This window comes from Amycolatopsis umgeniensis (assembly GCF_014205155.1).
GTDB lineage: Bacteria > Actinomycetota > Actinomycetes > Mycobacteriales > Pseudonocardiaceae > Amycolatopsis > Amycolatopsis umgeniensis.
This window is the reverse complement of record NZ_JACHMX010000001.1, coordinates 5,033,124-5,053,456: the sequence shown is the minus strand read 5'-3', so window position 1 is coordinate 5,053,456 and position 20,333 is coordinate 5,033,124. Positions and strand designations below refer to the sequence as shown.

Below are 20,333 nucleotides of genomic sequence, written 5' to 3'. Positions count from 1 at the left end.
CAAAACGCGACCGGGAAGTCGATCAACGGACCGCGGCCGCATAGGCCGCGAGCAGGGCTTTCTGGGAGTTCTCCCAAGAGAGCGGGCCGGCGACGCGCGCCCGCCCCAGCTCGCCCATCTCGGCCCGCTGTTCCGGCGAGTCGAGCAGATGCGCGATCAGCTTCGCGAACTCCGGCTCGTCGTTCGCCGGTGCGTACAGCGCAGCCTCTCCGGCCGAAACCCGGGCTTCCCGCAGTTCGAAGGAGACGATGGGGCGGCTCATCGCCATGTACTCCATGATCTTGTTCATGGTGGACACGTTGTTGAGCGGGTTCAGGGGGTCCGGCGAAAGGCACACGTCGGCCGAGGACAGGTAGCGCAGCAGGTCCTCGTCGGAGATCCGGCCGGTGAACTCGACCTGGTCGTCGAGCTTCAGTTCCTTGGACAGCGCGACCATGGCGTCGAAGGCGTCGCCGGAGCCGATGAACACGGCGTGCCAGTCGGTGCGGCCGACCTCGTCACGCAAGGACGCGAGCGCGCGCAGGGCGTAGTCGACGCCATCCTGCGGGCCCATCACGCCGAGGTACGCGAGCAGATGCGGCTTGCCCTTCTTCAACTCGGGCTCGGCGGACACCTGGTGGAACCGTTCGACCACGGGCGCGCTTCGCACGACGAAGACGTCTTCCGGCGACTTGCCGCCGCGTTTCACGGCGACGTCCTTGTAGCTCTCGTTGGTCGCGATGACGACGTCGGCCGTCTTGTAGGTGCGGCGCTCCAGCGCGCAGACCGCGCGGTACAGGAAGTCCTCGCCGCGGTTGAACCGCGAGAGGTACAGCTCGGGGCAGAGGTCGTGCTGGTCGAAGATGAACTTCGCGCCCTGGCGCTTGAGGTACAGCGCGACCAGGAACAGCATGTCCGGCGGGTTGCACGCGTGCACGACGTCCACGCGGCCGACCTTGCGGGCGAGCCGGAGCGTGTGCCACAGCGCGGAGCCGTACTCCTGGACGTACCCGGCCGGACCGCCGGTGGCGGCCTTCAGCGGGTACCGCAGGATGTGGACGCCGTCGATGGTGACTTCGGCCTCGGTGTCCCGTTTGGTCCCTTGTGGACAGATGACGTGGACTTCCCAGCCCGCGCCCGTGAGTGTCTGGCACTCCTGCCAGACACGGCGATCGAAGGGGACGGAAAGGTTCTCGACGAGGATGAGAGCTTTACCAGGCAAGACCGACATATCCCTCTTCAGCCCGGCGCTTGTCAGCATCGGGTACGCGGACGAGATCGATGATGGTGCGGCCGCCGCCCACCGGATGCGCCGCGAGGACGTCCGGGTCGTTGCAGCCGATGAGGGAGACCTCGGCGTGGTCGAGGACCTCGTCGATGGAACCGGCCAGCAGCTGGCCGAGATGCGGCAGCCTGCCCTCGATGTATTCGCGGTTCGCGCCCATCAGCCGCGAAAGGCTGACGTTGGCGTCGTAGATGCGCAGGTCGTACCCCTTGCCGAGCAGGCGCTCCGCGAGCTCGACGAGCGGGCTCTCCCGGAGGTCGTCGGTGCCGGGTTTGAAGGACAGGCCGAACAGCCCGACCTTCCGTTTCCCGGTGCGCGCGACCAGATCGAAGGCGCGCTGGAGGTGTTCGTCGTTGGAGGGCAGCACGTGCGAAAGGATCGGGACGGCGACGTCCGCGCGGTGCGCGGCGTAGACCAGGCCGCGCAGATCCTTGGGGAGGCACGAGCCGCCGAAAGCGAACCCGGGGCGGAGGTAGGCGGGGCTGATGTTGAGCTTGCGATCGGCGAGGAAGACGTCGATCACCTGGTGCGAGTCGAGCCCCAGGGCACGGCAGATGGCGCCGAGCTCGTTCGCGAAACCGATCTTGAGCCCGTGGAAGGAGTTGTCGGCGTACTTCGTCATCTCGGCCACCGGGATCGCGACACGGAAGACCTCGCCGGGAAGCCCTTCGTAGAGCGCCGCGACGACGTCGCCGCTGGCCGCGTCGAGCTGGCCGATGACGGTCTTGGGCGGGTCGAAGAAGTCCTTGACGCTGCTGCCCTCGCGCAGGAACTCGGGGTTCACCGCGACACCGAAGTCGACGCCGGCGGTGAGGCCGGACGCCTTCTCGAGGATGGGGACGAGCAGGTCGAGGCAGGTGCCCGGCAGCATCGTGCTGCGGAAGACGACGGTGTGGCGCTCGGCCTTGGTCTTGAGCGCCTCGCCGATCTCCTCGGCCACGCGCTCCAGGAACGCCGTCGACAGGCTGCCGTTCGGCGCCGACGGGGTACCGACGCAGATCAGGGAGACTTCACTGTCCGCGACCGCCTGTCTGACGTCGGTGGTCGCTCTCAGCTTGCCTTGCGCGACCACCTCCGCGGTCAGTTCCCCGATCCGCTCCTCGACCACCGGCGCCTTGCCGCCGGAAATGAGGTCGATCTTCACCGGGTTCACGTCGACCCCGACGACCTCGTGCCCGCGTCCGGCAAGGCACGCCGCCGACACGCAACCGACGTAACCGAGCCCGAAGACACTGATCTTCATGGTGAATTCCTCCAGCCGCATTCGCTGCCCGTTGGTCGGCGGACGGACCGGGTTCGTTACCGCCGTCCACAAGTCGCCTGCTTTTGGCGGAATGCCTGTGCGGCAAGGGAATTACTCATCGCTCGAGGGGCGCGAAACGCTACAGGCGGCGCGTAACGATCTCGTGAGTGTTCGGTCCGCCGTCTTTGCCCTAGGGTCGCTTTCGTCAACGACGCACGTCGTGGGGGGATCCGTCACGAGGACGGCCGCCGCATCACGCGTGACTTGGGGGAAATACCGATGCGAAGAACCCTGCCCGGAAGATCGCTTCGCGCTGTCGGCGCGATGACCTTGGCCTTCACCCTCGCCGGAACGATGGCCGCTGTGCCCGCGTACGCCGATCCCGGCCCGAACCTCAAGATCACAGCGGCCGTGCCGGACGGGCGCTGGCTCCGGGACGAGACCATTCCGATCGATCTGACGATCACCAACATCGGCGACACCACGGCGACCGAGGTCCGGGCGCAGGGGAGCACCTATTCCGGCCCCCATTACAGCTTCGAGACGAACACCTGGGGCGACCTGAACTTCGACGGCCCCGGAACGTCCTTCCTGGCGGGCGAAAGCCGGACCTATCGCCTGACCGGCAGGATCTGGGCCGTTGAACCGGGCAATCCCGTGGTGCGGCTCAGCGTGTTGACCCCGGTGGACACCGACCGCACGGACAACGGCGCCGACGTCCCGGTGAACCTGGTCCCACCGGAGACCACCGAACGCGTCGCCGGTCAGGTGTACGGGGACAAGAACCGCGACGGCGTGCTTTCCCCCGGGGAGGAACTGGCCGGTATCACGGCGCGGGTGGGCAGTTTCGGAATGCCCCAGGAACTGTCGGTGATCACCGACTCAGCCGGACGGTTCGCCTTCGACGCCGTCCCCGTCGGATCCCATCGGGTCCTCTATTTCCGGGACGTTCCCGACGGCTGGATGCTGCCGGACGACAACGTGATGCGCCTGGACGGCAGCGGCAAGTACCAGAACCTGAGCGTCCAAGGCAGGCAGCCGCTCGAAAAGGACCTTCAGGCGAAGATCGAGCTCGACAAGGCGCGCTACGCGCCGGGAGAGGCGGCCAAGGCGACAGTCACTCTCACGAACACTGGCGCGTACCCGCTCTCCGGCCTCTACGCGACCTGTGAGGATCGCGAGGGCACCGGTATCGATCTGAAGATCCCGCAGGAGCAGTGGGGCGCCTTCGGTCCCGCGCAGGCGGGCACGCTGGCCCCGGGACAGCGACTGGTCCTCACCCTGACCGGCCAGGTGGCCGAGAAGGCGCCGTACTTCGGCAGGACCTATCTCGACTGCAACTTCAGCGGCAAGACCTACCTGAACGGGCCTTGGGTGTCGGCCGAAGCCCAGGTCCCCGGCAAACGTGCCGATGCCCGCGGCCAGGCCTGGGTCGACAAGAACCACAACTGGCGACCGGACGACGGTGAAGGTCTGGCGAACACCACCGTCACCGTGTCCACAAAGGACAACAGGCTGGTTTCGCTCGCCAGGACCGACGCCAAGGGCTTCGCGACCTTCCCCGGTCTCGCCGTCGGCGAGTACGTGTTCCGTGCGGCCGGCGGCTGGAAGGCCGTCAACGAGTCGACCCTCCGCCACGTCGCCCCGCCCTACGGCTGGGAGTGGTCGATGCTGCTGGAACCGCGGTGACTCACGAGACCCGCCACGGTTCGGCACCCTGATCGCCTGAAGTCCGTGAAGGCCTCCTTGGCGACCCCCTGATTTGCTTGCCCACTGGCGTGGCCGGATGGACCCGCGCAACCACCGTCCTCACGCAAGTCAGACGAAGGTAGTGAAGGCCTCCTTAACGGGCTTGTGTTTGCTGACCTGCTGGTGTGTGGGTCCGGGTGTGGAGGTTTCAGGACGTTGAACGTCCGGAATGTTCCTCGCTCGGTCGTCGGCCACGAGGTCGTGACCGACACTGCCTCGATCAACCAGGGTGACTCGCGCGACGGTGGAGGATTTGGGACGTTGAACGTCCCAAATCCTCCACCGTCGATCCCCGAACAGATCGAGCCGCCAGCTACGCGCAGGTCAGACGTAGGTAAACAAATGAAGGCCTCCTTCCCTACCTTGAGCGTAGGGAAGGAGGCCTTCACGGACCGGCGGCCGCCGCGGGGGCCGCCGTCAGCCCTGCACGAACTTCGCCGCCAGTCCCTCCCCCACGGAGGTCGACTTCGCGTGGTCTTCGATCGGCGACACCTTCGAGTTCTTGAAGCAGATGTAGGTGACCCCGGAGTCGACGCCGCCGTTCGCCGGATCCGGGTTGATGCCCAACGCCTTCGCCGCCGCGTAAGACGCTTCGCCGATGATGTCGTTCGGCCCGGTGTCACCGATGACGGCGTAGAGCACCTTGTTGTTGTAGATCACCGCGCACGAGCCGGCGCCCTTGAGCCCCGAGTTCCCGAAGTTCCACGTGCTGCTGACGCTCGGCACGACGATGTAGGGCGTCTGGTCGGCGATGAGCGCCTTGCCGTCGGAACGCGGGAACGCCGTGCCGTCCTGGAACCACGGGTCGGTGTCCTTGTTGCACCGCGCGGTCGGCTGCCCGTCGCAGTCGATGTCCATGTCGGCCTTCCAGAACACGGCACCGCCCGCGTCGCAGACCGCGATGGTCCGGCCGGTTTCGTCGTCGGTCTTGTACTTGCCGTTCGAGACCTGCTTGCAGCTGGTGGTCTTCGCCAGCAACTGCTGAGCCGTCGGACCCGCCTGGACGGCGACCGGGGCCGTCGAGGCCACGGCCGTCGCCGCGGGGGCCAGTCCTGCGGCCACCACCATCGCCGAGAACAGGAGCAACTTCCGCATACCGTGCACCCCTTAGTTAATAAGGCTTCTTATCGAGGGCGCCCAGAATGCAGCCGTCAGTGACCGTTCTCAAGGGCTGACGGGGTGTTGTTTTCCCACTACGCAACGAAAACCGGTCAAAAGCGGACAAGCCTGGAGACTCGCGCCATCACCCGTCCCGCTCGGCGGTACAGGCCGTCCCGATCACCGAGCACGCTGTCGATCCAGTCCTGATCGACGTCGTACCCGACCTTGGTCCGCGGGCGCACCAAACCATCGCGCGACGCCACGCCCCCTTCGGCGGCGTAGATCCTCGTCGCGCCGGAACGCCGAAGCCTCCCGAGGACCCGCCGGTCGTAGGCGCCGAACGGCGGCACGTACGCGCGCACGGGCTTCCCGCTCAAGTCGGCGAGCAGTTTCGGCGCGACTTCGAGTTCGCGCCGGGCGTGCCTGGCGTCGAGCCGCCGCCAGTCGCGGTGCTCCCAGCCGTGCGAGCCGATCGTCATGCCCGCCTCGGCCAGCTCGCGCAAGCCGTCGGCGTCGACGAAGCCACGCTGGCCGATCCGGCCCGCGAGCGGGAAGAACTCCGCCGTGAGATCGCGCTCCACCAGCCTGGGGAGCGCGATCTCGACGTCGGAGGAGTTGCCGTCGTCGAAGGTGAGCCCGACGTCTTCACGTCCGGCCACCGCGTCGAGTACCCGCTCGAACTGTTCGACGGTCACCCATGTTTCGTCTTCGCCTGGATCCAGCGCGCGCACGGGCCTGCCCACGCCGCCAATCGCCAGGATCACCATCCGCGCCTCATTCGGGACCGAGTGTGTTTCCCGATTAATCGAGTTGGCGAATGGAGTAGTTACATGATCGTGCAAGGTGTCCACGAACGGATTACTTGCGGATCTCCAGGGTGCAGCACTTCGGGCCGCCGCCCGCCTTCCTGAGCTCGGAGATGTCCAGGAAGACGACCTCGTAGCCGCGTTCGGTCAGCCGCGCCCCCAACTCGGTCGCTTCGACCGGCAGGACGACGTTGCGGCCGTCGGACACCCCGTTCAGCCCAAAGCATTCCGCGTCGGCCCGGTTCGCGATTACCGCGTCCGGGAACATCCGCGCGAGCACCTTCCGCGACCCGGCCGAGAACGCCTCCGGGTAGTAGGCGATCTGAGCGGGCGTGACGTCGGTGGCTTCGGCGAGCACGAACAGCGCGGTGTCGAGGTGGTAGTAGCTCGGGTCGATCAGTCGCAGCGAGACGACCGGGACGCCGAGGACCTCCTGCGCTTCGGCGTGCGCGGCGGGGTCGGTGCGGAAGCCGGTGCCGGCGAGCAGGACCTTGCCGGTCCAGGCGAAGTCGCCTTCGGCTTCGTTGATCTTCTCGGGCATGGTGATGTCGCGGTAGCCGTGCTCGACGAACCACCGGCGGAAGTGCTCGGCCTCGGCGGTGCGCTGCGGGGCGCGGAACCGGGAGCCGAGGACACGGCCGTCGACGACGGTGCCGGAGTTCGCGGCGAACACCATGTCGGGCAGGCCGGGTTGGGCGTCGATCTCCTCGACCGTGTGGCCGAGGCGTCGGTAGGTGTCCCGGAGTTCGGTCCATTGCGCCATCGCGGTGTCGACGCTGACCGGGACGGACGGGTCCATCCACGGGTTGATGACGTAATCCACCGCGAAGTACCGCGGCGGGCACATGAGGTAGCGGCGCGTCGTGGGCACACGGGGCTGCTCTAGTACCGGCATACACGAAGGGTAAGGCTCACCTAATTCCGCAATCAATCGCTGTTCGCTGCGCGTATACCTGCTAAACATTGCGTGTGAACACCATCGACCAGCGAATCGTTTCATGTCTGATGGCCAACGCGAGGTCCAGCTACGCCGACATCGGGAAAGTCGTCGGACTGTCCGCGCCCGCGGTGAAGAGGCGGGTCGACAGACTGCTCGAAACCGGGGTCCTGCGCGGGTTCACCGCGGTCGTCGACCCCGAGGCGCTGGGCTGGGGCACCGAGGCGTTCGTCGAGATGACCTGCAACGGCAACATCACCCCGGCCCGGATCCGCGCCCGGCTGGAGCCGTTGCCGGAGGTCGTCGCGGCCTACACGGTGTCCGGCGCGGCAGACGCGATCGTCCATCTGCGCGCGTCGGACATCCACCATCTGGAGACCGCGCTGGAGCGGCTGCGCGGGCTGGAGATCGTCGACCGCACGGTCTCGACCGTCGTCCTTTCCCGGTTGCTGGAACGCCCGCCGACCCCCGAAGCGTGAAACCCTCGGCACCGTGACCGATCAGATCCTCTCCAGCCATGACGGCGGAGTCGCGGTGCTCACCATCGACGCGCCCAAGACCCGCAACGCCCTGACCCTCGACCTGTCCGCCCAGCTGGCCGAGGCCGTCGCACGCGCCGAAGCCGACGAGAGCGTCCACGCCGTGGTCGTCACCGGCACGCCACCGGCCTTCTGCGCGGGCGCGGACCTGGACACGCTCGCCGGGGCGCGGGAGGACGGACTCCGCGCGATCTACGACGGCTTCCTCTCGATAGCCCGCTGTTCCCTGCCGACGATCGCCGCCGTCGGCGGTGCCGCGGTGGGCGCCGGACTGAACCTCGCGCTCGCCGCGGACGTCCGCATCGTGGGACCGAGGGCGAAGTTCGTGGCCAGATTTCTGGATCTGGGCATCCATCCCGGCGGCGGGATGACGTGGATGATCCAACGGCTCGTCGGCCCGCAGAAGGCCGCCGCGATGACACTCTTCGGCGAGATCGTCGGCGCCGAAGCCGCTGTCGAATCCGGGCTCGCGCTCCGGCTCGTCGAAGGAGATCTGCTCGAAGCCGCCCTTGAACTGGCGAAACCCGCTGTCGACGCCCCGCGCGACGTCCTTCTGGCGACGAAGCGCACGCTTCGGCACACCGCTTCACTGACCGACCATTCGGCCGCCGTCGACGCCGAGATCGAGCCGCAGCTGACGTCACTCACCGCACCCGCGTTCGCCGAGCGGCTCGCCAGGCTGAGGGCGTCCATGACCGGCCAATGACCGTTCCTCTACCGGACTTCACTACCCTCTAAGGAGATACGGCTCACAATCGAGTCGGATCGTTAACCGTTACCATCGGTAACAGATAAACCGGATAACCCCCGCTCAGCGACGAGCTCAGGACACTCGAGGAGTAGGTCCAGGCCGTTCATACGGCAACCTGGGAAGTGTGCCGAGGACTAGCCTCGGGACACGGCACCTGTGACCTGGCCGACATCGCCGGGCGAGGACCGGATCTCCGGCGCTGCCGGGGACGACGCACGTCGGGAGAGAGGGAATCCCTGACCTATGAGCACGAGTGCGAACGGCAACAGCTCCTTGTCGGCCGTGAGGCCCACCGAGGTCGCCAAGCTGGACCGGGTGGTCATCCGGTTCGCCGGCGACTCCGGTGACGGCATGCAGCTGACGGGCGACAGGTTCACCTCGGAGGCGGCCGCCTTCGGCAACGACTTGTCCACCATGCCGAACTTTCCCGCGGAAATCCGCGCGCCACAGGGCACCATCCCGGGCGTCTCGAGCTTCCAGGTGCACTTCGCCGACTACGACATCCTGACGCCGGGCGACCGGCCGGACGTCCTGGTCGCGATGAACCCCGCCGCGTTGAAGGCGAACCTCGCCGACGTCCCGTCAGGTGGGACGATCATCCTCAACACCGACGAGTTCACGAAGCGGAACCTGGTCAAGGTCGGCTTCGAGAACGACCCCCTCGACGACGACACCCTTTCGGCCTATCAAGTCCACCGGGTGGCCATGTCGACGTTGACCAGAGGCGCGCTCGAAGAGACCGGACTGTCCAAAAAGGACGCCGAACGCGCGAAGAACATGTTCGCGCTCGGGCTGCTCTCCTGGATGTACCACCGGCCGACGGAGGGCACGGAACGCTTCCTGCGCGAGAAGTTCGCCAAGAAGTCCGACATCGCCGAGGCCAACATCCTGGCGTTCCGCGCCGGCTGGAACTACGGCGAGACGACGGAGTCGTTCGCGACGACGTACGAGGTCGCGCCCGCGAAGCTCAACCAGGGCACGTACCGCCAGATCACCGGGAACACCGCGCTGGCGTACGGGCTGGTCGCCGCCGGGCAGCAGTCCGGCCTGCAGATCCTGCTGGGCACGTACCCGATCACCCCGGCTTCGGACATCCTCCACGAGCTGTCCAAGCACAAGAACTACGGCATCCTCACCTTCCAGGCCGAGGACGAGATCGCCGGCATCGGCGCGGCACTCGGCGCCTCCTACGGCGGTGCGCTGGGCGTCACCTCGACGTCCGGACCCGGTGTCGCGCTGAAGTCCGAGGCCATCGGCCTCGCGGTGATGACCGAGCTGCCGCTGGTCGTCGTCGACGTGCAGCGTGGTGGCCCGTCCACCGGGCTGCCGACCAAGACCGAGCAGGCCGATCTGCTGCAGGCGATGTTCGGCCGCAACGGCGAGTCGCCGGTCCCGATCGTCGCGCCGCTGTCCCCCGCGGACTGCTTCGACGCGGCACTGGAGGCGACCCGGATCGCGCTGAAGTACCGCACCCCGGTGTTCCTGCTGTCGGACGGCGCGATCGCGAACGGCTCCGAGCCGTGGCTGATCCCGGACGTCGAGACGCTGCCGGATCTGCGGGTGGAATTCGCCACCGAGCCGAATGCCGAGGACGGTTCCGGGGAATTCTGGCCGTATGTCCGCGACCCCGAGACCCTCGCCCGAGCGTGGGCGGTGCCGGGCGCCGCCGGTCTGCAGCACCGGATCGGCGGACTGGAGAAGGCCGACAAGACCGGTCACATCTCCTACGACCCGGACAACCACGAGAAGATGGTCCGCCTGCGCCAGGCCAAGATCGACGGCATCGACGTCCCGGACCTCGTCGTCGACGATCCGAGCGGCGGCAAGGCACGGGTGCTGGCGCTCGGCTGGGGCTCTTCCTACGGGCCGATCGGCGCCGCGTGCCGCCGCGTCCGCAAGGAAGGCATGCCGGTCGCGCAGGCGCATCTACGGCATCTCAACCCGTTCCCTGGCAACCTCGGTGACGTACTCCGTTCGTACGACACCGTGGTCGTCCCCGAAATGAACCTCGGCCAGCTTTCGATGCTCTTGAGGGCGAAGTACCTCGTGGACGTGAAGTCGTACACGAAGGTCGCGGGGCTGCCCTTCAAGGCCGAAGAGCTGCAAGGCGTGTTCACGGAGATCATCACCAGTACGGAGGCGGCGAAGTGACCGCGATTGACCTGGGGATTCCCACACTCGGCGGCTTGGACCTCGTTCCGGCCGAAACCGAACCGCAGAAGGCGAAGGACTACAAGTCGGACCAAGAGGTCCGCTGGTGTCCCGGCTGCGGGGACTACGTCGTGCTCAACGCCGTGCAGTCGTTTCTGCCGACGCTCGGCCTCAAGCGCGAGAACATCGTGTTCATCTCGGGTATCGGGTGCTCGTCCCGGTTCCCCTACTACCTGAACACCTACGGCATGCACTCGATCCACGGCCGCGCGCCGTCGATCGCGACGGGGCTCGCCACGGCGCGGCCGGATCTGTCGGTGTGGGTGGTCACCGGTGACGGCGACGCGCTGTCCATCGGCGGCAACCACCTGATCCACGCGTTGCGGCGCAACGTGAACATCAAGATCCTGCTGTTCAACAACCGGATCTACGGCCTCACCAAGGGCCAGTACTCGCCGACGTCCGGGCCGGGCATGGTCACCAAGTCCACCCCGATGGGCTCGGTCGACACCCCGTTCAACCCGCTTTCGCTGGCGATCGGCGCCGAGGCGTCGTTCGTGGGCCGCGCGCTCGACTCGGACCGCAAGGGCCTGACCGAGGTGCTGGAGGCCGCCGCGAAACACCGCGGGTCGGCGCTGGTGGAGATCTACCAGAATTGCCCGATCTTCAACGACGGCGCTTTCGACGTCCTCAAGGACAAGGACGAGGCCGCCGCCCGGCTCATCCCGCTGAAGACCGGCGAGCCGATCCGCTTCGGGCCGCAGGCCGAGTTCGGCGTCACGCGCGGCGGCTGGGGCGGGCTCGAGGTCGGGAAGGTCGCGAACATCGGCGAGGAAAACCTCGTCGTGCACGACCCGGCGATCGAGGACACCGCGTATGCGTTCGCGCTTTCGCGGATCGGCGACCAGAACCTGAACCACGTGCCGACCGGCATCCTGCGTCAGGTCGAGCGGCCGACATACGACGACCAGGCGCGTGCCCAGGTCGAGACGGCCCGCGCGGCGCGCAAACCGGATCTGCAGGGACTGCTGCGCGGCAAGGACACCTGGACCGTCGTCAGCTAGCCGGTCCTCAAACGCGTGAAGGCCCCCTTCCCTCGGCTCAGTCGAGGGCAGGGGCCTTCACGCGTTTCAGCTGAGGGGCCGGAAGCCCACGCGCTCCGCGTCGGTGGAGGAGCGGAACCAGACCTCCGCGACCATCTTCGGGAACTGGGGCGAGTCCTCGGTGCAGTACCGCAGGGCCGTCACGCTGGCCTTGACCGCGAAGTCGTCGGCGGGGCGGCCACCGCCCGGCCGCGGCATCGCCGAACCGGGACCGAACGGGCCGGGCGGGACGGACTCCGAGACGGGAGCGGCGGCCTGCCGCGCGGGAGGGGGCTCCGGGGCGGGCATCGCGTCGCCCGGCTGGACGGCGGGCTCGAACAGCGAACCGCTCTGCCCACCGGACAGATCCGGCTCACGACGTTCGATCGCCCGCATAGACGGCTGGATCGGCTGCGGCGGCTCGAAACCGCCGCGCACCACACCCTTCGGGGTGCGCTTCGGCAGCACCTGGGTGGCTTCGGCGGGCGTCTCGGGCTCCGAATCGAGGAGACCCGCCTGCGCTTCTTCGTCGGAACCGAAGGCGTACGCGGGCGGATCCTGCAGCTCTTCTTCCCGCTCGAACCAGTTGGTCTCGACGGGCGCCTGCTCCGTGTCGACGCGCGACGCGGGGTTGAACAGCGAGACCGGCTCCGGCTGCGTCTCGACGCCTTCGGGGTCCAGCTGCATCTCGAGGCGGGACCGGTACGGCCCGTCCGCGGCCGGGATCGGCTCGGGCTCCGGCTCGACGTCCAGCTTCGACGCGGGCTGGAGGTACTCGGTCGCGGCGGCCGCGTACGGGTTCTCCGGCTCGGGTTCCGGCTCCAGCTGGGCCGCCGGGATGAACTGCGTCCGCTCGGCCGCGGGTTCCGGATCGGGCTCGGGCTCCGCCTCGGGTGCGGTGCGGTACTCGGCCTCGTACTCGTCTTCCGGCTCGAAGGTCCGCGTCGGGGCGGAGACGTGCTCGGGCTCTTCGATGACGTCCTGGACAGGCTCCGGGGCCTGCTCCTGGACAGGTTCGGACCACACCTGCGCGGGCTCGTGCTCGGTGAGGGTCTCGGGGTATGCCGGCTTCGGCACTTGAGGCTCTTCGGTGGCCGCGAACTCTTCGTCCAGCTCTTCGTCCGACGGCTTCGTGAAGTACGCCGTCCCGCCCGCGGCGGCCGCGGCTCCCGCGCCGAGGCTCACCCCGGCGGGCAGCCGGGACGTCTCGGCGTGCACGGTGGCCAGCGAGCTTTCCAGCTCACGGATGCGCTTGCGCGCGGGAAGCACCAGTACCAGCCAGGTGAGCAGCGCGCCGACGACGAACGCCAGCAGGCTCCACAGCCAAACCTGTCCGAAAATGGACATCTATCTTGCCCCTTTAATGCGTTCGCGCGACCAGGTAGTCGGCGACCGATTCGCAGGCGTCCCGGGCTGGCGACGCGGGCAGCGACGCGAGCTCGGCACGCGCCCGACGAGCGTAGTCGGAAAGAGTTTCGCGTGCGCGTTCGAGTCCGGACGAGGCCCGCAGCAGGTCCAGGGCCTCGGCGACGAGTTCGTCGTCGGAGATCGGGCCCGACAGCAGCTCGACCAGACGCGGGTCGGTGGCCGGGTCGGCCAGCGCGTACAGCATCGGCAGCGTGCGGACGCCTTCGCGCAGGTCCGTGCCCTGCGCCTTGCCGAGCTCGTCCGAGGCCGACGCGATGTCGATGACGTCGTCGGAGATCTGGAACGCCGTGCCGATGATGTCGCCGAAGCGGCGAAGCGCGTCGATGTACTCGTCGGGAGCGCCGGACATCATGCCGCCGAAACGGCCGGAAGTGGCGATCAGCGAACCGGTCTTCTGCGCGATGACCGTGAGGTAGTGCTCGACCGCGTCGTCGCCTTCGGCCGGGCCGACCGTCTCGCGCATCTGGCCGGTGACCAGCTCGCCGAAGGTCTCGGCGATGATCCGGGCCGCGTCGGTGCCGAGGTCCGCGACCAGCCGCGAGGCGTGCGCGAACAGGAAGTCGCCGGTCAGGATCGCGATGGTGTTGTCCCAGCGGGCGTTGACGCTCTCCGCGCCGCGGCGCATCGTCGCCTCGTCCATCACGTCGTCGTGGTACAGCGTCGCGAGGTGCACCAGCTCGACCGCCGCGGCGGCGATGACCACCTGGTCACCCTGCTTCGGCCCGAACTGCGAGGCCAGCAGCGTGAACAGCGGACGGAAACGTTTGCCCCCCGCCTCGACCAGGTGCGAAGCGGCGTCCTCGACGGCCTTCACGTCACTGCGGACGACGTCGCGAAGCAGCGTCTCGACGTCGGCGAGGCCTGTCGCGAGCGTGCGCAGGAGCTGTTCATCGGCGATCTGGAGCCCCACGGACGCGCGCAGGTCCTCGATGGCACCACCTGGGGCAGGTGAAGACACAGACACGTCGGCTCCGCTCTCTTTGACACCGTTCGGGATTGCTTCCAGCGTAGTGGCTACCCACTGAGCCCTGTTGACGTGCTGTCCAGGGGAAACGGTGACGAACATGACACCCCCGCCGAGTATCCTGCCGACCTTGGCGCGAACTGGGGGAACACCATGGAAAGACCGGACGATTCCGGCGAAAGACCGGCATGGACGCCTCCCGCCGATGACCACCGGGAGCAGCGTTCGACGGTGTGGCTCACCGTCATCCTCTTCGCCGTGTTCATGGCGGTGATGCTGGTCGTGGCCGTACTGGTCGTGGGCGGTATGAAGGAGTCGAAGGCGGGCGCCGTCCAGCCCCGGCAGCCGACAGTCTCACCGTCCTCCGCGCCTTCGGTCTCGCGGCCACCGGTGCCGACTCGCAAGTACGAGACGGCGGGCAACCCGCTCGTCGCCCCTGGTGTGACCATCCCGAAAGTGACTTGTGAGCTGCCGAAACTCGGCGGCACGAAGGAGCGGCTGGAAGCGTTCTACCGGGCGCTGATCCCCTGCCTGGAGCAGGCGTGGCATCCGGCCCTGACCCAGGCGGGCGAACCGCGGATCCCGGTCGCGGTCAACGCCGACGACGTCGGGAACACCGCGTGCGGCCCTCCGCCGCCCGCCTCGGAGGCCATGGGCTTCTACTGCTCGGATGGCGCGACGATCTTCGTCCCGTCGCCGAGGCAGCTCGCGGACGGCGGCCCCGACCTCTTGACCCAGCTGTTCCTGCTCGCCCACGAGTACGGGCACCACGTCCAGGAACAGTCCGGCATCCTCTCGAAGCACGACTCGCTCTACCGCGAGGCGGACGGCGACCGGCCGAAGATCCTCGACCTGAGCAGGCGGCTCGAGCTCCAAGCCGACTGTTTCAGCGCGATGTTCCTCGCCAACGCCGCCGGCCGCGGCTCGATCGGCGCCGGGCTGGTCTCCCAGCTCAGGCAGAGCACGTTCGAAAGCAGCGACACCCATGGCTCGTCGAAGAGCGCCGCGTTGTGGCAGAAACGCGGCTTGAAGGCCACGGACACTTCGGCTTGCAACACCTTCGCCGCGCCGGCGAGCGAGGTTTCCTGACCGGCTGAGGTCTAGCGGCGCCGGATCTTGATGTCGTCCATGCACGTCGCCTTGCCCGCGACGTCGCGGTACGGGTACCCCTTGGCGTCCAGGAGTTCCATCACCTTCAACTCGGCCTCGTCGAGCACGTCGCGCTCCTCTTCCCCTCGCAGCGTGATGCGGAAGGTGAACGCGCCGAGGTGCGCGCTGTAGGTGAGCAGGCCGTCCTCGGTGAACCCGATCGCCTGGTGGTGAGCCAACCCGGCCAGGAGCCGGGCGCGGGTTTCGGCGTCGGGGTGGTCGAACTTGCCGTTGACGAGGACGCGGTAGGTCGGCATGAGTCGAATATACAGACCTGTATCTGGATACGAACCTGAATATCCAATGGGTGTCCATGATCCACGGTCGAGTGAAACGACCGTCACGCACGCAACGGTCGAATCCGACACGCAGATAGTGATCACAAAGGGAAGAACGGCCGATCCGGCTCGCTCTCCATCACGTCAGGAGGAAGCCCATGCGCATCACCATCGCAAGCCGGGCCGGCCTCGTCGGCGCGCTGCTGCTGGCAGGTCTCGCCGTCGGAGTGACGCCCGCCTCCGCGGCCAACCCGGACGGCGTGGCCTCACTCGGCTCCGCCGCCTTCACCAAGGGCAACTCGGCGCCGATCTCCATTTCGTCGCTCGCCGATTGCGCGGTCGAGGGACCGACGGCCAACTCGTCCGGGGCCGTGAGCAAGACCGGCATCACGTTCGGTGGCGGCACCACGACCTGCACGACCACGGTCGTCGACCCGGCGAACGACGTGACCACGACGAAGTCCGAGGCCAAGGGCAAGAACTTCGAACTGTCGGCACTGGTCTCGGCGCGCGGGCCGCGCATCAGGATCGGGGACTACACGGTCTCCTGCTCGGCGACGCAGCGGGAAACGAGCGCGAGCTGGACCTACGGCGGCGCGTCCGGACTCGGCACCCTGCCGAAGCCGGTGCCGGTGGGCTACGTCAAGCCGCTCACCAAATCCGACGGGACCCTGCTCGCCGAAGCGATCTTCAACGAACAGCACCTCCCGGGCAACGGCAGCATCGGCCTGACCATGCTGCGGATCAAGTTCGCGCCCGCCTCCGGCATCACCGGTGAAGTGGTCATCGGGCGCGCGGCTTGTTCCCCCACTCCATAAACCATCCCGCCAGGGAAAGGGGCGCCCGGGGCCTTGCCGGGCGCCCCTTTTCTGTTCTGGCTTATATAAGTCAACGCTGATACCTTGGCGGCAACCGAGCCGAGGAGGGCACCGATGGTCGACGTGACCAGCCAGATCAACTCCGTCCAGCGCAAGCTGGACAAGCGCGTGGTCGAAGCGGGCGAGGCGGTGACGGCCACCGTCAGCCAGGTCTACGACACCGATCTCGACGATCTGTGGGACGCCTGCACCAACCCCGAGCGCATCCCGCGCTGGTTCCTGCCGGTCAGCGGCGATCTGCGCGCGGGCGGCAAATACCAACTCGAAGGCAACGCGGGCGGCACGGTCGAAAGCTGCGATCCGCCGAAGAGCTTCGCCGCGACCTGGGAGTACGGCGGCGACGTCAGCTGGATCGAGGTCCGGCTGAGCGCCGAAGCCGACGGCCGCACACGGTTCGAACTCGACCACACCGCCGTCCCCAATGAGCACTGGAACCAGTTCGGGCCGGGTGCTGTCGGCATCGGCTGGGACATGATGCTCAACGGGCTCGCATTGCACCTCGAATCCGGTGAGGCCGCCGATCCCGAGGCCGCCATGGCCTGGATGACCAGCGAAGAAGGCGTCCGGTTCATGACCCTGAGCAACGAAGCCTGGTACGAGACCGACGTCGCCAGTGGCACCGACGCGGACACCGCTCGCACGCGTGCCGACGCCACCCTGACCGCTTACACCGCGCCGCCGGAGAGCTGAAGGTCCTCGGCGAGTTCCGGGGCGCGGAGCAGATCGATGAGCTCGTCGTCCGCCCGGAACACCGCGCGGGCTCCGGGCATCCCCGCCTGCCGGAGCATCGCGTGGAGGACGTCGGCGTGCGGCTGGTCGAGCAGCGTCCAGGCCATCGCTCGCCGTTTCACGTCGTCGCCCAGTTCGCGTGCGGTCCACCACCCGGTGACGAGCGCGCCCACCTGATTGACCGCCGTCTCCCGTCCGCGCGCCAGTTGCGCGCGGTTCAGGCCGCACACCTCGATGGTCTGCTCGCCCTTTTCGGTCAGCGGACGGTAGGTCCCGATCGACAGGACCAGGAACAGGTGGTCCAGCGGGTCTTCGGCGGTCGGGTCGATCAGCAGGCTGTTGCCGTCGGCGTCCACCGGGAACAGGTCGCGTTTGTGGTGGCTGTTGCAGTACTCGCACGCGAGCACGTGGTTGAGCCAGTCGAACGCGCGCCCCGGATTCCGCGCGATCGGCTCGAAGTGGTCCACAGTGGACCCGAGCCCGTCACCGCAGTACATGCAGTACCCACGGCCGGCGGCCATCACGTCGAGGCCCGCTCGCAAAGAACGCCGCACGGCGCGGGAAACCCGCCAGAGCCGCCGAGCTTCTTTGCTGTCACCGGAAGGGATCCGCGCGGTCAGGTCTTCGAGATCGGCCACCACCCGCCCCGGCAGCGCGATCCGGCGGATCCCGATCACCGATCGTCGGCCTCGAACCGCCTGGCCACCTCGTCCACCCGGCTCGGCGGCGAGCTGCTCAACATGTCCCGGAGGCGTTCCCACTCCCGGACACCGTTCGCGTCCGCCCGCCCCGACGCCACCTGGAACTCGAGCTCGGCGAGATGCTCCCGCAGTTCGACGGCCTGCGGCGAATAGGGCGTGTCCAGGCCGAAGAGATCGGACAGCACGGCGTCGTCCCCGGTGCCGAACACGACCCGCTCGTACAGCTCCTCGGAGACCACACGCGGCGGAACCTCCTCATCCGGCCCGGAAAGCCGGATGAGCCCACCGGGATCGGCGGCCTGGCAGACATAGGGACTGTGCGTGGTGACGATGAACTGGATTCGCGGGAAATGCGCCTTGAACCACGGCCCCATGCGTTTCTGCCACGACACGTGGAGATGGGCGTCCACCTCGTCGATGATCACGACACCGGGACTCTCATGGTCGAGGCCCGCGCCGTCGAGCTGTTTGAGCAGGTCGACCACGAGCGCCGTCACCGTGCGGTAGCCGTCGCTCATCTCGCGCAGCGGGAACCTGTCACCCCGGTATTCGACCCAGAGCCCGTCCGAATCGACGTCCCGGATCCGGTAACCGCCGGGCAGGAGCCCGTCGCCGAGGATCTCCAGCGCCGCGTCCTTCAGCTCGCGAGCGCCCGCTTTCCCTTCCAGGGCACGGAGATGCTGGTTGATCAGCCACGTGACACCCTCGGCGAGCGAGGCGTCTTCGTGGAACAGGCTGGCCATCCGCGCCAGCGATCCCGCGCCGCGCATCCACGACTCGGCCTCGCCACTACCGCCCGCGAGCCGCCGGAAAGGCCCGTAAGCCGCGCAGAACGGCTGGCCGGGTGGGAGTCCCGAGATCGGCAACAGACCGGAGTCGAGCCAGCGGACCTCGACCGGCGCCGGACCCTCCTCGCGCATCACCGACAGCTCGATCGACCCGGAGGTCTGGTCCATCGAGATCCAGCTGCCGGCGTCCGACAGCAATCCCCAGGCCACGTCCGGCGCCGCCGCGACGGCGATGGCGCGCAGCAGCGACGTCTTGCCCGAGCCGTTGCGACCGGCGAGCACCACCCAGCCGGGGCCGGGTAACCGCAGGTCGACGGTGCGGGCACCGCTGAAGCCGCGGATGTTCTCCAGCCGGACCCGCTCGATGTACATGAAGGAAGCTTACGACGGCGCGGACGTCACCTGGTCGTCCGAAAGTGGGTCGCCATCGCCAGTTCCATCACAGCGTGTGCCTTGGCGACGTCCACGGTCGTGACCGTCTTCGACCGATCCCAGTCGTCGATCCCGCGTTCCCGCTCGGGTGTGATCTTCAGCCGGACATGCCCGACGGCGTCGAGGTTCCCGAGCGGAGAGACGTAAAGGGAGAACTCACCGTCGTCCTTCGAACGGAACGTGACACCCGGATTGCCGCTGAACGAGGTCTGACGGTGGTCCTTGTAGGTCTTGTTCGGATCCGCGAGCCACTCCCCCGGCGCGCCGCCGTTCGCAGTGGCCCCGGCCTCGATCTGAAGCCGGTGCTTCGGCTCGACGAAGTAGCAGGAGCCCGGCGTGGCGATCGGCTCGAAGTCCTGGCCGAAGGTCTTCTTGACCGCGTCGCGGAACACCGCGCACTCGACGTTCGGATCCGCCGCCCCGGCGGCGAGGGCCAGCTCCGCACCCGCGGGCACCTGGACGTCGACGGCCGGGTCGCAGTTCTCACCCTTGCTGGTGGAAACCCAGTTCGCGCAGGCGCCGACGCGGCCGTTGTCCTGACCGTCCGGTGGGTAGACGAGATCACGCGACAGCTTCGCGGCGCCGGCGGTGGCGAAGTCGCGGAGGAGACCACAGTCCTTGCTCCGGCTCATCCCGAGTTGGAATTCGATCGCGCGCTGGAAGCTGACCGGGACTGTGATCGCACAGCCGCTGACACCGCCGTCACGACGGGTTTCGACCTGATAGGCCTTGACGCCGCCGAGGTCGACCACGGCACCGTCGTTCCGGAGCCACGCGTGGCCCGGATCCTTGTCCTGGACGCGGACGAGGTCTTCGTAGCCGTCGCGGTAAAGCGTGCAGGTTTTCCTGCTGTCCTTGACCTTGGGCTCGCGCGTGACGGGCCGAGTGTCGCCACCCTTCCTACGGTCGTACGCGGCAAGGTCGATCAGCTCACAGAAATCGAGTGCCGCGAGGGCCGCGCCGACGGCCTGTTCGTCGCGATCGGCGGGACGCGGTTGGTTCGGCTGCCATTTCGGAAACTGTGGTCGCGGCGGGGGCGTATGCACGGAATCCGTACAAGCCGCCAATAGGCCGACAAGTACCGCGCCGAGAATCACTCTTCGGAACTTCATTACGCAGAGTATGCGAATTCAGCGTGGTGACCACCAGGAAGAACCCTGCTTTCCAAGGAGGGTTCACCTGAATGGTTTTCACGGATAGTCACTGTGATCCGTGACGCTATTCAGTGGGGAGTGTGACTTTATGCAGGCGGGTTCCTCGCCACGGGAACCCTGGTAATCTTCCCGGCGTCGGATTACGCAGGGGGCATCGGGGAGACGCGCCTTGTAGCCACGGGAGGGGCACATGACGACGGTGACTTCGG

The 20,333-nt window shown here is 67.7% G+C and carries 19 protein-coding genes; 8 read left to right on the top strand and 11 right to left on the bottom strand.

Annotated elements, in window-relative coordinates; genetic code table 11:
* Positions 1 to 22 precede the first annotated feature (22 nt).
* Both HDA45_RS23915 and HDA45_RS23910 read right to left on the bottom strand, forming a co-directional pair.
* Positions 23 to 1,210, bottom strand: coding sequence for a glycosyltransferase family 4 protein (locus HDA45_RS23915; protein ID WP_184898869.1), 1,188 nt, complete (start codon positions 1,208 to 1,210; stop codon positions 23 to 25).
* Entirely contained in the window at positions 1,191 to 2,507 is a 1,317-nt protein-coding gene (locus HDA45_RS23910) for a nucleotide sugar dehydrogenase (RefSeq protein ID WP_184898866.1), read from the bottom strand. The genes HDA45_RS23915 and HDA45_RS23910 overlap by 20 nt, the downstream gene beginning before the upstream one ends.
* Positions 2,508 to 2,786: 279 nt before the next feature.
* Here HDA45_RS23910 and HDA45_RS23905 point away from each other — a divergent pair, with 279 nt between their 5' ends.
* Positions 2,787 to 4,196, top strand: coding sequence for a carboxypeptidase-like regulatory domain-containing protein (locus HDA45_RS23905; RefSeq protein ID WP_184898858.1), 1,410 nt, complete (start codon positions 2,787 to 2,789; stop codon positions 4,194 to 4,196).
* 477 nt (positions 4,197 to 4,673) lie between these two features.
* On the opposite strand, the gene HDA45_RS23900 is transcribed toward HDA45_RS23905, so the two are convergent.
* The 3 genes from HDA45_RS23900 to ddaH all read right to left on the bottom strand — a co-directional run bounded on the left by HDA45_RS23900 (position 4,674) and on the right by ddaH (position 7,058).
* Complete coding sequence (locus tag HDA45_RS23900; RefSeq protein WP_184898856.1) at positions 4,674 to 5,351, bottom strand: glycoside hydrolase family 75 protein; 678 nt, start codon at positions 5,349 to 5,351, stop codon at positions 4,674 to 4,676.
* A gap of 116 nt (positions 5,352 to 5,467) precedes the next feature.
* On the bottom strand, positions 5,468 to 6,124 hold the full coding sequence (locus HDA45_RS23895; protein WP_184898854.1) for a polysaccharide deacetylase family protein: 657 nt from the start codon (positions 6,122 to 6,124) through the stop codon (positions 5,468 to 5,470).
* Between the two features lie 91 nt (positions 6,125 to 6,215).
* On the bottom strand, positions 6,216 to 7,058 hold the full coding sequence (gene ddaH, locus HDA45_RS23890; protein ID WP_184898852.1) for a dimethylargininase: 843 nt from the start codon (positions 7,056 to 7,058) through the stop codon (positions 6,216 to 6,218).
* Positions 7,059 to 7,132: 74 nt separating this feature from the next.
* On the opposite strand from ddaH, the gene HDA45_RS23885 reads away from it, so the two are divergent.
* The 4 genes from HDA45_RS23885 (at position 7,133) to HDA45_RS23870 (ending at position 11,605) form a co-directional block, all read left to right on the top strand.
* Entirely contained in the window at positions 7,133 to 7,579 is a 447-nt protein-coding gene (locus HDA45_RS23885; protein ID WP_005151923.1) for an Lrp/AsnC family transcriptional regulator, read from the top strand.
* Between the two features lie 13 nt (positions 7,580 to 7,592).
* Positions 7,593 to 8,345: an enoyl-CoA hydratase gene (locus tag HDA45_RS23880; RefSeq protein ID WP_184898850.1), complete on the top strand. Its 753-nt coding sequence runs from the start codon at positions 7,593 to 7,595 to the stop codon at positions 8,343 to 8,345.
* 288 nt (positions 8,346 to 8,633) lie between these two features.
* Positions 8,634 to 10,541, top strand: a complete 1,908-nt coding sequence (locus HDA45_RS23875) for a 2-oxoacid:acceptor oxidoreductase subunit alpha (RefSeq protein ID WP_184898848.1) — start codon at positions 8,634 to 8,636, stop codon at positions 10,539 to 10,541.
* Positions 10,538 to 11,605 carry a thiamine pyrophosphate-dependent enzyme gene (locus tag HDA45_RS23870; RefSeq protein ID WP_184898846.1) on the top strand — a complete coding sequence of 356 codons (1,068 nt, stop codon included), beginning with the start codon at positions 10,538 to 10,540 and terminating at the stop codon, positions 11,603 to 11,605. Before HDA45_RS23875 ends, HDA45_RS23870 begins: the two co-directional genes overlap by 4 nt.
* 66 nt (positions 11,606 to 11,671) lie before the next feature.
* On the opposite strand, the gene HDA45_RS23865 is transcribed toward HDA45_RS23870, so the two are convergent.
* Together HDA45_RS23865 and HDA45_RS23860 are read right to left on the bottom strand one after the other, a co-directional pair.
* Positions 11,672 to 12,970, bottom strand: a complete 1,299-nt coding sequence (locus HDA45_RS23865; RefSeq protein WP_184898844.1) for a sunset domain-containing protein — start codon at positions 12,968 to 12,970, stop codon at positions 11,672 to 11,674.
* Between the two features lie 13 nt (positions 12,971 to 12,983).
* Positions 12,984 to 14,009 carry a polyprenyl synthetase family protein gene (locus HDA45_RS23860; RefSeq protein ID WP_184905958.1) on the bottom strand — a complete coding sequence of 342 codons (1,026 nt, stop codon included), beginning with the start codon at positions 14,007 to 14,009 and terminating at the stop codon, positions 12,984 to 12,986.
* A gap of 159 nt (positions 14,010 to 14,168) precedes the next feature.
* On the opposite strand from HDA45_RS23860, the gene HDA45_RS23855 reads away from it, so the two are divergent.
* Positions 14,169 to 15,104, top strand: a complete 936-nt coding sequence (locus tag HDA45_RS23855) for a neutral zinc metallopeptidase (protein WP_184898842.1) — start codon at positions 14,169 to 14,171, stop codon at positions 15,102 to 15,104.
* An 11-nt stretch (positions 15,105 to 15,115) separates the two neighbouring features.
* Here HDA45_RS23855 and HDA45_RS23850 read toward each other — a convergent pair whose 3' ends face one another.
* Positions 15,116 to 15,421 (bottom strand): DUF6204 family protein, encoded by a 306-nt coding sequence (locus HDA45_RS23850; RefSeq protein WP_184898840.1) that lies wholly within the window; start codon positions 15,419 to 15,421, stop codon positions 15,116 to 15,118.
* A gap of 179 nt (positions 15,422 to 15,600) precedes the next feature.
* Here HDA45_RS23850 and HDA45_RS23845 point away from each other — a divergent pair, with 179 nt between their 5' ends.
* Positions 15,601 to 16,260: a hypothetical protein gene (locus HDA45_RS23845; protein ID WP_184898838.1), complete on the top strand. Its 660-nt coding sequence runs from the start codon at positions 15,601 to 15,603 to the stop codon at positions 16,258 to 16,260.
* 114 nt (positions 16,261 to 16,374) lie between these two features.
* Entirely contained in the window at positions 16,375 to 17,010 is a 636-nt protein-coding gene (locus HDA45_RS23840) for an SRPBCC family protein (RefSeq protein WP_184898836.1), read from the top strand.
* Here HDA45_RS23840 and HDA45_RS23835 read toward each other — a convergent pair.
* Genes HDA45_RS23835 through HDA45_RS23825 form a run of 3 tightly spaced genes read right to left on the bottom strand, consistent with a single transcriptional unit; the run spans position 16,986 to position 20,082 of the window.
* Positions 16,986 to 17,726 (bottom strand): HNH endonuclease, encoded by a 741-nt coding sequence (locus tag HDA45_RS23835; protein ID WP_184898834.1) that lies wholly within the window; start codon positions 17,724 to 17,726, stop codon positions 16,986 to 16,988. The two genes, HDA45_RS23840 and HDA45_RS23835, sit on opposite strands and share 25 nt — an antisense overlap.
* On the bottom strand, positions 17,723 to 18,910 hold the full coding sequence (locus tag HDA45_RS23830) for an AAA family ATPase (protein ID WP_184898826.1): 1,188 nt from the start codon (positions 18,908 to 18,910) through the stop codon (positions 17,723 to 17,725). Before HDA45_RS23830 ends, HDA45_RS23835 begins: the two co-directional genes overlap by 4 nt.
* A 26-nt stretch (positions 18,911 to 18,936) precedes the next feature.
* Positions 18,937 to 20,082 (bottom strand): hypothetical protein, encoded by a 1,146-nt coding sequence (locus HDA45_RS23825; RefSeq protein ID WP_221471226.1) that lies wholly within the window; start codon positions 20,080 to 20,082, stop codon positions 18,937 to 18,939.
* Positions 20,083 to 20,333 lie beyond the last annotated feature (251 nt).